18 protein-coding genes are annotated in these 14,054 nt (G+C 43.9%); 17 read left to right on the top strand and 1 reads right to left on the bottom strand.

From position 1 onward, the window contains the following. The first annotated feature begins 47 nt into the window (after positions 1-47). The 16 genes from thrS (at position 48) to M3M37_RS02890 (ending at position 12,138) form a co-directional block, all read left to right on the top strand. Positions 48-2,024, top strand: a complete 1,977-nt coding sequence (gene thrS / locus M3M37_RS02965; protein WP_252795662.1) for a threonine--tRNA ligase — start codon at positions 48-50, stop codon at positions 2,022-2,024. Positions 2,025-2,221: 197 nt separating this feature from the next. Continuing rightward, positions 2,222-2,728, top strand: coding sequence for a translation initiation factor IF-3 (gene infC, locus M3M37_RS02960; protein WP_252795661.1), 507 nt, complete (start codon positions 2,222-2,224; stop codon positions 2,726-2,728). A 34-nt stretch (positions 2,729-2,762) separates the two neighbouring features. After that, positions 2,763-2,957, top strand: a complete 195-nt coding sequence (gene rpmI, locus M3M37_RS02955; RefSeq protein ID WP_252795660.1) for a 50S ribosomal protein L35 — start codon at positions 2,763-2,765, stop codon at positions 2,955-2,957. Positions 2,958-2,991: 34 nt separating this feature from the next. Continuing rightward, positions 2,992-3,345 (top strand): 50S ribosomal protein L20, encoded by a 354-nt coding sequence (rplT, locus tag M3M37_RS02950; protein ID WP_252795659.1) that lies wholly within the window; start codon positions 2,992-2,994, stop codon positions 3,343-3,345. A gap of 122 nt (positions 3,346-3,467) precedes the next feature. Further along, positions 3,468-3,992, top strand: a complete 525-nt coding sequence (locus tag M3M37_RS02945; protein ID WP_252795658.1) for a YqeG family HAD IIIA-type phosphatase — start codon at positions 3,468-3,470, stop codon at positions 3,990-3,992. After that, the gene (yqeH, locus tag M3M37_RS02940) at positions 3,992-5,125 is read left to right on the top strand and encodes a ribosome biogenesis GTPase YqeH (protein WP_252795657.1); all 1,134 of its coding nucleotides are present in this window, start codon (positions 3,992-3,994) and stop codon (positions 5,123-5,125) included. The genes M3M37_RS02945 and yqeH overlap by 1 nt, the downstream gene beginning before the upstream one ends. Before the next feature lie 13 nt (positions 5,126-5,138). Next, entirely contained in the window at positions 5,139-5,450 is a 312-nt protein-coding gene (gene yhbY, locus M3M37_RS02935; protein WP_252795656.1) for a ribosome assembly RNA-binding protein YhbY, read from the top strand. Between the two features lie 9 nt (positions 5,451-5,459). After that, positions 5,460-6,038 (top strand): nicotinate-nucleotide adenylyltransferase, encoded by a 579-nt coding sequence (locus tag M3M37_RS02930; RefSeq protein ID WP_252795655.1) that lies wholly within the window; start codon positions 5,460-5,462, stop codon positions 6,036-6,038. Beyond that, on the top strand, positions 6,025-6,627 hold the full coding sequence (gene yqeK / locus M3M37_RS02925) for a bis(5'-nucleosyl)-tetraphosphatase (symmetrical) YqeK (RefSeq protein WP_252795654.1): 603 nt from the start codon (positions 6,025-6,027) through the stop codon (positions 6,625-6,627). Before M3M37_RS02930 ends, yqeK begins: the two co-directional genes overlap by 14 nt. Before the next feature lie 8 nt (positions 6,628-6,635). Beyond that, positions 6,636-6,995: a ribosome silencing factor gene (rsfS, locus tag M3M37_RS02920; RefSeq protein WP_252795653.1), complete on the top strand. Its 360-nt coding sequence runs from the start codon at positions 6,636-6,638 to the stop codon at positions 6,993-6,995. Positions 6,996-6,998: 3 nt separating this feature from the next. After that, a complete protein-coding gene (locus tag M3M37_RS02915; protein WP_252795652.1) occupies positions 6,999-7,733 on the top strand; it encodes a class I SAM-dependent DNA methyltransferase in 735 nt (244 codons plus the stop codon). Continuing rightward, positions 7,730-8,875, top strand: a complete 1,146-nt coding sequence (locus M3M37_RS02910) for a nucleotidyltransferase (protein WP_252795651.1) — start codon at positions 7,730-7,732, stop codon at positions 8,873-8,875. The genes M3M37_RS02915 and M3M37_RS02910 overlap by 4 nt, the downstream gene beginning before the upstream one ends. Positions 8,876-8,934: 59 nt before the next feature. Beyond that, entirely contained in the window at positions 8,935-9,489 is a 555-nt protein-coding gene (locus M3M37_RS02905) for a YceD family protein (protein WP_252795650.1), read from the top strand. 41 nt (positions 9,490-9,530) lie between these two features. Further along, a complete protein-coding gene (gene rpmF / locus M3M37_RS02900; RefSeq protein ID WP_252750151.1) occupies positions 9,531-9,713 on the top strand; it encodes a 50S ribosomal protein L32 in 183 nt (60 codons plus the stop codon). 212 nt (positions 9,714-9,925) lie between these two features. Then, positions 9,926-11,356 carry a glutamate--cysteine ligase gene (locus M3M37_RS02895; protein WP_252795649.1) on the top strand — a complete coding sequence of 477 codons (1,431 nt, stop codon included), beginning with the start codon at positions 9,926-9,928 and terminating at the stop codon, positions 11,354-11,356. Between the two features lie 80 nt (positions 11,357-11,436). Continuing rightward, the gene (locus tag M3M37_RS02890) at positions 11,437-12,138 is read left to right on the top strand and encodes a Bax inhibitor-1/YccA family protein (protein WP_252795648.1); all 702 of its coding nucleotides are present in this window, start codon (positions 11,437-11,439) and stop codon (positions 12,136-12,138) included. 51 nt (positions 12,139-12,189) lie between these two features. Here M3M37_RS02890 and yidC read toward each other — a convergent pair whose 3' ends face one another. Continuing rightward, positions 12,190-13,122 carry a membrane protein insertase YidC gene (gene yidC / locus M3M37_RS02885; protein WP_252795647.1) on the bottom strand — a complete coding sequence of 311 codons (933 nt, stop codon included), beginning with the start codon at positions 13,120-13,122 and terminating at the stop codon, positions 12,190-12,192. A 155-nt stretch (positions 13,123-13,277) separates the two neighbouring features. On the opposite strand from yidC, the gene M3M37_RS02880 reads away from it, so the two are divergent. Further along, positions 13,278-14,045: a TrmH family RNA methyltransferase gene (locus tag M3M37_RS02880; RefSeq protein WP_252795646.1), complete on the top strand. Its 768-nt coding sequence runs from the start codon at positions 13,278-13,280 to the stop codon at positions 14,043-14,045. Positions 14,046-14,054 lie beyond the last annotated feature (9 nt).

The raw sequence follows: 14,054 nt of genomic DNA, 5'->3' as shown, positions 1-14,054 counted from the left end.
CCCCTTGGTATTTTTACCAGGGGGCTTTTTATTTAGGAGGAATGAAAATGGCACAAATTACGTTTGAATTTCCAGACGGACGCAACCAAGCGTTTGATAGTGGAATTACGATTGCCGAGATTGCTAAATCAATCTCAGTTAGCTTAGCCAAAAAAACCATTGCCGGAAAGGTTGATGGTCAACTAGTGGACGTCCAAGCTCCGTTAACGGCTGGTGGGAAGTTAGAAATTATTACGGCTGATTCAGAAGCTGGTTTAACTGTTTTACGCCAAAGTGCAGCTGAACTACTGGCAGCAGTAGTAAAACGAGAATTTCCCGGAGTTCGACTGGGTCGCTTAGCTGCTGATGAAGACGGCTTTTACGTTGATACGGAAAAAGATGAACGTCAAATCAGTGCTGATGAACTAGATGGCTTAGCTGATAAGATGCAACGGGTCATCAAGGACAACGCTTCCGTTAAACGAGTAACCTTAAGCAAGGATGACGCTTTAAACGAAGTTAGCGGTGATCGGTACCAGACCGAATTGATTAAGGAACTTGATAGTGGCGAAGTTCCTTTCTATGAAATTGGTGGTCAATTAGTCTACGCTCAAGTTGTTGCAGCTCCTAGTCTTAAGGACTTAAAGCACTTTAAACTGTTATCCGTAGCTGGAGCTTACTGGGAAGGCAAGTCATCTAACCCCATGCTACAACGGTTATACGGAACGGCCTTTTACAAAGCTGCTGACTTAGAAGCAGACTTAAAGAAACGGCAAGAAGCACGGGAACGGGATCACCGGGTGATTGGAAATAACTTGGACTTGTTCTTCGTTGATCCAAAGGTTGGAGCGGGATTACCATATTGGATGCCAAACGGGGCTACGATTCGGCGGACGATTGAACGTTACATCGTCGACAAGGAAGTTGCTAACGGTTATCAACACGTTTACACTCCAGTCCTTGCTAACTTGGATCTGTACAAGCAGTCTGGTCACTGGGAACACTATCGTGATGACATGTTCCCACCAATGAAAATGGACGACGATGAAATGTTGGAATTACGTCCGATGAACTGTCCTTCTCACATTCAAATTTACAACCACCACATCCGTTCCTACCGGGAATTACCACTCCGGATTGCAGAACTAGGAATGATGCACCGTTACGAAAAATCGGGAGCCCTCAGTGGATTACAACGGGTTCGGGAAATGACGCTTAACGATGGTCACACGTTCGTTGCTCCGGATCAAATCCAAGATGAATTTAAGAAGATCCTGAACTTAATGATGGAAGTTTACCATGACTTTGACATCGACAACTACACGTTCCGGCTTAGTTACCGTGACCCAGAAAACACGGAAAAATACTTTGACGATGACGAAATGTGGAACAAGGCGCAAACGATGTTGAAAGGTGCCATGGATGAATTAGGGTTAGACTACGTCGAAGCCGAAGGGGAAGCAGCCTTCTACGGTCCTAAACTGGACGTACAAACGAAGACGGCCCTTGGTAATGAAGAAACGTTGTCAACGATTCAACTGGACTTCATGCTACCTGAACGGTTTGATTTACACTACGTGGGTGAAGACGGTCAAGAACACCGTCCCGTTATGATTCACCGTGGTTTAGTTTCAACGATGGAACGGTTCACAGCCTACCTAATTGAAATGTACAAAGGAGCTTTCCCAACCTGGTTAGCACCAAAACAAGTGCAGATCATTCCAGTTAGTGATGAAAAACACGGTCAATACGCGCGCCAAATCAACGAAAAACTGCAAGCCATGCACATCCGGTCGGCAGTGGACGAACGTTCTGAAAAGATGGGTTACTTAATTCGGGATGCGCAGACGCATAAAATTCCGTACACGATTGTGGTTGGTGACGATGAAGTTAACAACGACACGATCTCAGTTCGTAAGTACGGAGAAGATGACAGTCGGGAATTATCAATGGATGACTTCACGGTTGAAATCATGAAAGATATCGCTAGTTATTCACGTGATGAGACTAAAGATGATCAAGCAAAAGAAAAGGTTGACAAGTAATTATAGCCTTGATATGATTAAATGGTTAAAAGCAGAGGCTTCCCGCTTCTCGCCTTAGGGACAAATGGTCGCTGGGCTAATCGGATGCAATTCTATGGGGTTCCCCATAGAAAAAGGCGGGAGCTCAGTTGAGTTCCTGCCTTTTTTCTGCTTTGAAATTTACTTGGAGGTGAATCACCATAGCAAAAAGAGATCAAATGGTCAACGATGGAATTAAAGCTCGTGAAATGATGGTTATTGATGATCAAGGAAACAAACTTGGGTTGAAATCAAAGGCGGAAGCAATGCAAATTGCTGAAGATGCGAACTTGGACTTAGTCTTAGTCGCACCAAACGCTAAGCCAGCGGTTGCTAAAATTCTTGATTACGGGAAGTACCGGTTCAATCGACAAAAGAAAGAACGTGAAGCTCGTAAGAAGCAAAAAACGGTAAGCGTGAAGGAAATTCGGTTGAGTCCAACGATTGATACGAATGACTTCAACACGAAGTTGAAGAATGCGCAAAAGTTCTTAACGAAGGGCGAAAAGGTCCGGGTTTCAATTCGGTTTAAAGGTCGGGCCATTACGCATAAAGAAATTGGTCGAGATGTCTTAAATCGGATGGCTGACGCTTTATCTGACATTGCGACCGTTACGCAACGAGCTAAAATGGATGGCCGGAGTATGTTCTTGATGCTTGCACCAAGTAATAAAACTAAAAACTAGTTTACGTTTGTAAACCAAAGAGGAGGAAATTGTTATGCCAAAAATGAAATCAAACCGTGCAGTTGCTAAGCGGTTTAAGAAAACTGCTAAGGGTGGGTTAAAGAGTGCCCATGCTTTTACTAGTCACCGTTTCCACGGAAAGACGAAGAAACAACGTCGTCACTTACGTGGGACTCACATGTTAAACAACATTTGGGTTAAGACCTACACTGAATTATTAAAGAAATAAACTAAGTTAAATTTTAATCTAGGGGGATTTTAATATGCCACGAGTAAAAGGCGGAACTGCTACACGGAACCGGCGCAAACGCGTCCTTAAACTAGCTAAGGGATACCGCGGTGGAAAACACCGACTCTTTAAAACTGCTAAAGATCAAGTAATGAAATCACGGGAATATGCCTTTCGTGATCGTCGTAACAACAAGGGTAACTTCCGGAAACTTTGGATTACTCGAATCAACGCAGCAGCTCGGATGAACGACATTAGCTACAGCAAATTAATGCACGGTTTAAAGGCCGCTAACATTGACGTAAACCGGAAAATGTTGGCTGACTTGGCTGTGAATGATGCTGATGCTTTTGCAGCCTTAGTTGCCGAAGCAAAAAAAGCTTTATAAAATAAGCGTAAAAGACTTCTGCTAGTGATGACTGGTGGAAGTTTTTTGTTTTTTACAGGGCTACTATTTCTCCAGCAGATGCTTTAAAATAGGGGATAAACGACAAAGAAGAGAGGGTTTTTATGTTAAGAGTTTTTAAACCAACCTGGATGGTGGAAAGTGTGTTTCATATTTCCCCCCAAAAACTAAAGCGACACGGGATTACAACCGTTTTGGCTGATTTAGATAATACCCTCATTCCTTGGAACAATAAAACCAGTACAAAAAGATTAAGGCATTGGATGGAGTCTTTACATGCTGCCGGGATCAAGTTAGTGGTGGTCTCCAACAATAATCCGCGCCGAGTTAAACATGCAATTGCTGATCTGCAGTTGCCGTTCGTGGCCCATGCCCTGAAGCCACTACCGGTTGGAATTAAACGGGTGTTAAAGCAGGACCACCTTAATCGGGGTGAAGTAGTGATGGTGGGTGACCAACTATTAACCGACGTATTAGCGGCTAATAACTGTAAGATTAAGAGTATTTGGGTGAAACCCCTCGTGAAAACTGATTTATTGCCTACCAAGATTAATCGGCAGCTCGAAAAACTGGTCTACCGGCTAATTCGCAAGAAATATCACTTACAGTGGAAGGAAGATATTGATTAATGGATGAAAACCAAGGAAAAGAGACAACTGAAACAGAACCTTTGCTTTGCATCGGTTGTGGAGCTCAGATTCAAACCACGGATCCAGAAGCACCTGGCTATACCCCGAAAGGGGCCTTAGCCAAAGGGATGAAAACCGGGGAATTGTATTGCCAACGCTGTTTTCGGTTGCGTCATTACAATGAAATCCAACCAGTGAGCGTTTCTGATGATGAATTTTTAAATTTACTGAGTCAAATTGGGACGACTAATTCACTGGTAGTCTACGTGGTTGATATTTTTGACGTCAACGGAAGTTTGATTCCCGGTTTACAACGCTTTGTCGGTGATAATCCGGTGCTCGTAGTGGGCAATAAGGTCGACTTACTCCCAGCATCATTTAAACCCAAAAAGGTTAAAGATTGGCTACGGCAAATGGTCAATCGGGCCGGAATTCGTCCGGTGGGCGTGGAACTGGTTTCAGCCCGGACCAATCAATCCGTTGATGATTTATTAAAAGTCATTAATCAAAATGCCCGTAATCGAGATGTTTACGTCGTTGGAGTCACTAACGTGGGTAAATCAACGTTAATTAACCAAATCATTCGTCAAAGTTCGGGCGAGGAACAGGTTATCACCACGTCCAAGTTCCCGGGTACTACGCTTGATTTGATCAAAATTCCATTGGATAACGGTCATGATTTAATTGATACGCCCGGGATTATTCATGCCAGTCAAATGGCACATTACTTAAATAGTCATGATCTAAAGTACGTTTCACCCCAAAAACGGATTAAACCCCGTTCTTACCAGTTAAATGCGGAGCAAACCCTCTTTTTAGGGGCGTTAGGACGGTTTGACTACGTGAGCGGACCCAAAGCGGGGTTCACGGTCTACGTTGATAATAACCTCATGATTCACCGGACCAAATTGGAGAATGCTGACGCGTTTTTTGAAAAGCACGCGGGAGAATTACTAACTCCGCCTGCGGGATCAGAGAACGTGATTCCACTGCAACGCCATGAGTTTAAAGTGACCGATACTTCTGATTTAGTGATTGAAGGATTAGGTTGGATTACCGTGCCTAAGGGCAGTGTCGTATCCGGTTGGGCGCCAAAGGGTGTGGCCGTCTTAATTAGAAAATCCATGTTTTAGTAAAGGAGAAACTATGCAACTAACGGGGAAACAAAAGCGATTTTTACGGGCCAATGCAAACCAACTCCGTCCGATTTTTTCGGTGGGGAAAAACGGGCTCAATGACGTCTGGTTGAAAGAAGTCGCTCAGGCAGTTGATAAGCGAGAATTGGTAAAGGTCAGCATCCAACAAAGTGCGGACGTTGCTCCGGCAGATGTGAAAGCATTTATTGAGGCCAACAGCGACATCCAAGTGGTCCAAACGATTGGGAAAACGGTCTTACTTTTTCATGAATCTAGTCAGCCGAACCGCCGCGATATCTCCCACGGAGTTTATCAACTATAGGATTGTGCAATGCGAAAATTAAAAGTAGGATTACTCGGGGGGACCTTTAATCCGGTCCACCAGGGACATTTAATCATTGCAGAGCAGGCTTTAGCTCAACTGCAGTTAGATCGAGTGGACTTTCTTCCGGACTTTTTGCCACCGCATGTCGATCATAAGGAAGCTATTGCTGCTCATCATCGGGTGGCCATGTTACAATTAGCGATTCAGAAAAATGAACGCTTTGGCCTGGAGCTAGCAGAAATTGAACGACAGGGAAAAAGTTATAGTTACGATACGATGAAAGAGCTGCAAACCCAGCATCCCAACGTGGAATACTATTTCATCATTGGCGGCGATATGGTTGCCTACCTTGATAAATGGTATCGGATTGCTGATTTAATCCAGCTGGTCACCTTTGTGGGGGTGAACCGACCGGAAACAACGGCAGTTTCTCCCTACCCAGTCCAATGGATTAAAGTGCCGGCTTTTGCGGTGTCTTCGTCATTGATTCGTACCAATCTCAGTCAAGGAAGAGCTGTTCGTTATTTATTACCAGATTTAGTTTTAGATTACATTAAGGAGCATCAACTTTATGGCACACGTTAATTTAAATTATCAAGCTTATGCGGCTTTTGATCGGGATGAAATCATTGCTAAAATGAGCAAGCAGCTCAAACAATCCCGGCTCGAGCATTGTTTGCGCGTTGAACAGACCGCCATTGAGCTGGCCCAGGAAAATGATGCAGATGTGACGGTGGCAGGATTAGCTGGTTTGGTACATGATTATGCCAAACAGCGTGATGTAGATGAGTTTACGACCCTAATTAAGCAGGACCACCTGGATCCAGAACTCTTAAAGTATGGGCGGGCAATCTGGCACGGGTACGTGGGTTACTTAATGATCCAGCGGGAACTCGGTATTAATGATAACCGGATTCTGCGGGCCGTCAAATACCATACCATTGGGGCTCCTGTGATGGACGTGTACGCGCAAATTGTCTACATGGCAGACTACATTGAACCGGAACGTGATTTTACCGGAGTTGATGAAGCTCGAGCAATTACCCAGCATAACCTGTGGGACGGGGTCGTTTACCAAAACGCCCAAACGATGAAACGATTAGTGAACAACCAACAAGCCATTTATCCAGCTGCGATTGTTGCTTATAATGTGATTGCGGCAGGCCAAAAATAGGAGGATTAATGAATAATCAAGCCATTTTAGAAACAGTTGTGAAGGCTGCCGATGAGCGGCGGGCGCACGACATTGTCGTTTTAAACATTGAAAAATTAAGTGTAATGGGACGCTACTTTGTCATTATGGACGCCGATTCTGATCGGCAGGTCAAAGCAATTGCTAATAACATTATCGATAAGTTAGAAGAACAACAGATTTCCATTAGTCACGTGGAAGGTAAAGACCAGGCGAACTGGATTTTAATCGAAGCCGGGGAAGTCATTGTTCACGTGTTTAAAAAAGAAACCCGTGAATTTTACAACCTGGAAAAATTGTGGACGGATGCACAGGTGGAAGACATCTCTGCTTGGATTACCGAGGATTAAGCAATGATTTACAGTCAGTTTGCCACTTTTTATGATCAGTTGTTTGACAACGACCTATATCCCCAGTGGGTGAATTATCTGCAAAAATACGTGCAACCTGGTGCGAACGTTTTGGACCTTGCTTGTGGTACGGGTCGTTTACTGGTGTTGTTAGGCCAAGCTGGCTATGCGGTAGCGGGGGCCGATTTGTCGAGTGAGATGCTCACTTTGGCTAATCAACATGCTGAGGCAGCTGATTTAGAAATTCCGTTGTTTCAACTCAATATGTTAGCTTTGGATGGCTTGGGTCAATTTGATGCGGTGACCTGTTTTGATGATTCTCTGTGTTACCTAGCTGATTTAGATGAAGTTACCCAGGCTTTCCAGCAAGTTGCTCAGCATCTGGTCACCGGTGGCCAGTTTTGCTTTGATGTGATTACCCCGTACCAAACTGATGTTAAGTACCCAGGATATATGTATAACTATCAGGATGAGGAGCAATCCTTTATGTGGACCACTTACGCTGGGGAATGGCCACATTCGGTGGAGCATGATTTGACCTTTTTCTTGTATCAAGCAGATTTAGATGCCTACCAGTCTTATTCTGAAACTCATTACGAACGAACCTATGAACTAGAAGCATATCGACAAGCTTTACATTCTGCCGGGTTTACCAACGTTACGGTTAGTGCCAACTTTGGGAAACAACCGGTTACAGATCAGACCACCCGGTGGTTTTTCCATGGAGTTAAATCATGAAACCAACGGCCGTAGCAATTATTGCTGAATACGTTCCCTTTCATAACGGGCATTTGTACCAGTTACAACAAGCTCAGCAACGAACGCAGGCGGATGTCACCGTGGCGATCATGAGTGGTAATTGGACCCAACGAGGGGAGCCAGCTATTTTTGATAAGTGGACGCGGACGAAAATGGCATTGGCCGGTGGGATTGATTTAGTAGTGGAATTGCCGGCGGTAGCTGCCGTTCAACCCGCTCATTTGTTTGCTAAGAATGCAGTCGAACTGGTCCAAGCGCTGGATTGTGACTATTTGGCCTTTGGCTGTGAACATGCTGATTGGGATTTTAATCAATTTACGCAGCAGCAAGTGCAACCCAGTGGAGCGGAATTTGCAGATCATCACCGTTCCTTTCCCCAGGCGTTTCAACAAGCTCTGCAACGCGAACTGGGAATTGAACTGACGGAACCCAACGACACCCTTGGCTTTTGGTATTCGCAGGCGTTGGCGGCACACAATGCTTCGTTGCAATTAGTCCCCATCAAACGACGGGTGAGCGGGCATCAAGAACAGGATCTACATGCCACGATTTCCAGTGGAACGGCGATTCGAAAAGCCATGTTGGCAGAGAATCGGGACTATCTAACTAGTGTGCCAGCGGCCACCGTCCGGTTAATGGCCACGGCTCAACCCGTTACGTGGGAGCAATATTGGTCGTACCTGAAGTATGCCATTAATTCTCACTCGTTAACTGAATTACGGACCATTTATCAAATGACAGAAGGGCTTGAGCATCGAATCAAACGGGCAGTTGTAGCTACTCATTCCTTTGCCGAGTTTCTGGAGTTGATTAAAACCAAACGATACACTTATCCGCGGTTGCAACGCTTGTGTACGAATATCTTATTAAACTACCAAACAACCGCCGTGGCTGATTATCAACCAGTCCTGAGGATTCTAGGGATGTCTACGGCCGGGCAAGGTTATCTGCACTCACTCAAAAAACAGTTGTCCATTCCGTTGATTACCACGGCGACGAAATCATTTTTAGAAAACGAACTGCAACTGGAAAACCGAGCGGGATTAATTACGGAACTGGTTACCGGGGTGGTTCAGGATCGGCGTCGCTCTGTGATTAGAATGGAAGCTATCAAGGAGTAGACCTTGACATCGATTTTTATTATCAGTATAATTGGGATTGTTGCATTGGAGGGATTTACATGAAATGGTCCTTTGAAAAATTACAAAGCTATCAAAAGGCACCGTTTGAGGAACAGGGTGAATTGGATCTAAAGTCCGATTTAACGACCCGGTATCCGGATGAAATTTTGGATGCTACGCCGTTTACGGTGAATGTTTCTGCGGTGGCTGATCATGGTGACGTAATTGTGGATGCGGACGTGCAAGGATCGGTTACCGTTCCATCGTCACGTTCCTTAACTCCATTTAAATTGCCACTTAAATTTCACTTTACAGAAGTTTATGTTAATACAAAAGCAGCCTTAGATCGTTACGAAAACGATGTCGTCGTGATTAAAGTTGATGACGATGGCGAGGTTGATTTTAATAAGGCAGTGGCAGATAATGTAATTATTCAGATTCCGATGCAATTACTTTCCCCAGACGAACAAGCTGGGGCATCAATGCCAACCGGTGACGACTGGGAAGTAATTTCTGAAGCTGATTACAAACATCAGCATGAGGAATCTAATCAAGTTGATCCACGTCTTGCTAATCTGAAACAGTTTTATGCGGATGATGACGACAAGGCTTAAAAATTCACTAGTGGAAATTAATTAAAGGGAGGTTATTACTAATGGCTGTACCAAAGAGAAAAACTTCTAAAGCAAGAAGAGATATGCGTCGGGGACACATTAAACTGACAGTGCCAGGCATGAGTCCATGTCCTAACTGTGGTGAATTACGTAAGTCTCACTACGTTTGCCCTAGCTGTGGCTACTACAACGGCAAAGAAGTCGTTGCACAAAAGAACAACTAATTAATTGATTAGAACCAAGAAAACACCATGGGTTTTCTTGGTTCTTTTTTTATGGTGCAGCTTGACTTTCAAAGGTCCTTTGCTAGAATACGGGTAACTAAAAATAAGTGAGGTTTGTGCTTCGTTTTTAGTGCTAATTTCGTTATTCAAATTTAACCTCCTTCAAACTTTGTAAGCCGACTTACGAAATACGAAGGTGAAAGCAGGAAGTTATGACGCAAGTAAATCAAGCAAATCAGTCGTTGGTGCAGTTATTGTTTAAGGGTCAAATGGGGATTGAGATTGAAGAGCATCGCGTTGATCAAGACCGGCAAAGTCTGTCTCAGTTTGATCATCCGCAGCAACTAGGTAATCGGCGTCACCAACCTTATTTTCAAACTGATTTTTCTGAAAGTATGGAGGAACTAATTACGGCTCCGCATCACCGGCTCGTGGGGGTTACGAATCAACTTCATAATTTACAGCAACTGCTAAACGAACAGTTGCAGCCCCATGAAATTGTGTGGCCGTTATCCATGCCACCTCGGTTGCAAGCAGCTGACGTAACCTTTTTAGAACAAACCTTTAAGCGGGAATGGTATCAGGGTTATCGTGATTTATTATTGGCCAAATACGGACCGTTACGCCACATCATGTGTGGGATTCACGTTAGTTATTCGCCGGACCCAGCGATTGTGACGTGGTATCAGAAACAACAGCATTTAGATAATTTTACGACGGCGAAGAATCAATTATTGTTTCAAATTACCCAGCATTTGGTAGGGTTCCGTTGGCTGTTAACGTATTTATACGGAGCAAGTCCCTTAGATGAAAATCAAACTGGCCTCCAACCACCGGTTAGATCAATTCGAGCCAGTCAGAAGGGATTTGCTAATTTACCGGACGTTCACATTGAGTATAATACGCTGACCGGCTTCATTCAGGAACAAGCGGACGCCATTAAGACGGGACAGTTATTTGCTCCTAGTGAATTTTATGGACCGGTTCGATTAAAGGGTAGTGATGATTTAGATACGATTCTGGACACTGGGATTCAATACTTGGAATTACGCGTGCTGGATGATGATCCGTTTGCACTGGATGGGCTGCAGCTAACCACGTTACAGTTTGTCAAACTACTGATGGTAGCAGGGATTCTCTTTCCGCGTGATTGGAATGTGGAGACGTTGCAACAAGCCGCCAATGCTAATCAGCAGGTGGCCATGGCTGATCCGACGATGCCTTTGCCAGCTGAATTACACTTGCAAGCCCAACGCTTAATTGACCAATTACAATCGGTGTTGGATCGACTTCAGAATGCTTCAGAGTTACAAGTAGCATTAGATTTAGTGCAGGAACAAATTAATGATCCGTTAAGAACCACGGGAGCCAAGTTGGCAAAAGAGATTAAGGACAATTCTCTAATTGAATTTGGATTTCGACAGGGAGAACGGTTCAAGCAAATTCGGATGCAGGCACCATTGGAGCAGCAATTCTTAGAGATTGCGCCGGAGTTGATTTCTCAATATCGCTATTTATCACAGACGGGAATTCCGTTTGTGGTTGAATCACCGACTACACTTACCGTTCAGCCTAATTCAGAGCAGGAAATGACAGTTACGGATAAAACCTCACTAGCGACGCTGCAAGCCCGCTGGGGGTAGCAAGACAGGCTTTAAAAGTAACTGTTTTACCAGCAAATGTGGTACAATTTAATTATTACAACTAAAAGGGAGGTTTCACTATGAATGGTGAAATTTTGGGTAACACCCAAGATCTAGCACAACGTTTGATCGCGAAAACTTACCAAAAAGTAACGATTGGACTTATCATTACTGGATTAGTAATGGCTTTTATGGCCACGTTCATGCGTAGCTTTATTATGTCAATGGGATTAGGAACTTCTTTGATTTTCCTAGTGATCATGTTAGGACTAATGTTTATGCTATCTCGTTCAATTAGTAACGAGAAATCAAGTCCGTCTACCGCCAATGCAATTTATTACACGATGACGGTGTTGTTTGGAGTTTCGGTGAGTCCATTGTTGGTGATTTACAACATCAACACGATTGGGCTAGCCATGTTAGCAACGGCTGTTATGTTTGGAGGGTTAACGTACTACGCTAATCACACCAAAAAGGATTACATTCCGATGTCCATCTATCTGTTCTGGGGTCTGTTAGCTGCCATTATTCTTTCAGTTGTGGCGGCCTTCATTCGGGTTCCGGGATTGTACTTGTTAATCGATGTGGTCATGTTAGTCATATTTGCTTTCTACATCATTATAGATACGCAAAGTGTAAAACGGTTTGCGAACCAAGTTAGTTCAGAAGCTCAGTTAGAAAAATTTAGTACTTTAGGTGCTTTAAACATTTACCTGGATGTCTTGAACTTGTTTGAAATTCTGGTTGAATTAATCGGAATGGGTCAAAACAATAACAATTAGTTTTGGTTATAATTAAAATAAAAAAGTCGTTCCCAGTGGGAGCGACTTTTTTTATTCATCATGGTGATGACGTTGTTTATTTTGATTGCGGTGATGGTGCGGACTTGCTTGTGGTTCTCTATTTTCGGCTTTTTCTTCCGTTTCAATCTGATCTTCTTCCTTAACAATTTCATCTGGAACGACCACTTTCGGGGGATTACGCTTGGCTTCGGCATTAACCTGAGCCACGATTTTAGGTCGGTAAGCATTAACGATTAGTTGTTGTAAGATAGCGAAGAGTCCACCAATGAAGAAGTAGATTCCTAATCCGGCTGGAGAAGACATGGTTACGAAGAAAATCATAATGGGACTGATTAGCATCATGAAGCCCATTTGCTTCCGTTGATCCTTGGGCATACCGAGCATGGACAAGTAACCTTGAATTCCATAAACAACCAAGGACAAAATGGCAAGTAATAAACTCTTTTGTCCCAATTGAATCCCCATGAAAACCGTGTGGGATAACTCTGGTGAGTACCGAATGGCCGCATACAGAGCGGCAAACACTGGTAACTGAATTAAAAGGGGAAGACACCCAATGCCACCAGTCATGCTGATGTTATTGTCCTTGTATAAGCGCATCATTTGTTGGTTTAATTCCACTTGCTCTTGTTGGGTCTTGGCATTTTTCATCAGTTGTTGTAACTTGGTGAGTTGAGGCTTGACCAGCGCCATTTTTTCTTGTTGCACGGTTGACTTCTTCACCTGACTAACCATCATAGGTAATAACAAGAGTCTAACCACAACGGTAATCACAATTAAGGACCAACCGTAACCGCCCACGTACTGCGCTAGCCAATCCATGACGTGTTGCCCAGGAACAGCTAGATAGTCATAAACAAACCCGTATGGCTTTCCGTGTGCATCAGTCTGTACACACCCAGACAAAGTGAAAGCAGCGAGACCAGCTAAGCCTAGTAACGCTAGTTTTTTTCCTTTTTTCATTTAACTTACTCCTTTGGTTTCAATCATAGCTCTTATACTAACCTAAACCCCAGCGAACTTCAATCAAACTCACTAGGTGCAGCGGAAGTTAACTACAACCTTTTTTCGGGAATGTGATAAAATGACGTTAATAAGCGAGCGAGTGGTGATTAAAAATGGAACGAATTAATTCGAAACACAACCAACAAATTAAGCAACTCAAAAAATTAGCCACTCCTAAGGGGCGTAAACAGCAACAACGTTATTTACTGGAGAGTTGGCACTTGGTTCAAGAAGCACTAGCGTCCTTACCGGCAGCTGAAATTGAAATGATTTATGCGACGGACGATCAGGATTTAGAGCATGGTTCAGAGTTAACCGGTTGGCCAGTGACACTGATTTCTGATGCAGTCGCGCAAGAGTTGGGGGAAACCACAACTCCTCAAGGAATTTTTCTGGTTTGTAAACTGCAAGCGCCCGCGGTTGAACCGAATTATCACGGCGCTTGGTTATTGTTAGACCAAGTACAAGATCCAGGTAACATTGGAACCATGGTTAGGACTGCTGATGCAGCTGGTTTTGCCGGAGTAGTTTTCGGCAATGGAACGGCGAGCCCTTATAATGGAAAAGTTTTACGGGCCATGCAGGGGAGCCAGTTTCACCTTCAAGTTGTGGAAGCTGATTTAAAAGTAGTGTTAGACTGGTTTCACACTAAGCAACGACCGGTTTATGGAACCGAGCTGAATCCCGCAGCGGTTAATTATCGCGAGGTTCATCCCCAGTCGGACTTTGCGTTAATTATGGGCAATGAAGGCAATGGGATGGATTCTTCCTTATTGCAGCAAACAACTAAGAACTTGTATATCCCAATTAAGGGTCACGCGGAGTCTTTAAACGTTGCCATTGCTGCAGCTGTAATCATGTTCCGCATTAAGGCGGACTAAACGAGGTGA

Source organism: Fructilactobacillus carniphilus, from assembly GCF_024029675.1.
Classification (GTDB): Bacteria; Bacillota; Bacilli; order Lactobacillales; family Lactobacillaceae; genus Fructilactobacillus; species Fructilactobacillus carniphilus.
This window is presented reverse-complemented; position numbering and strand designations above follow the sequence as displayed.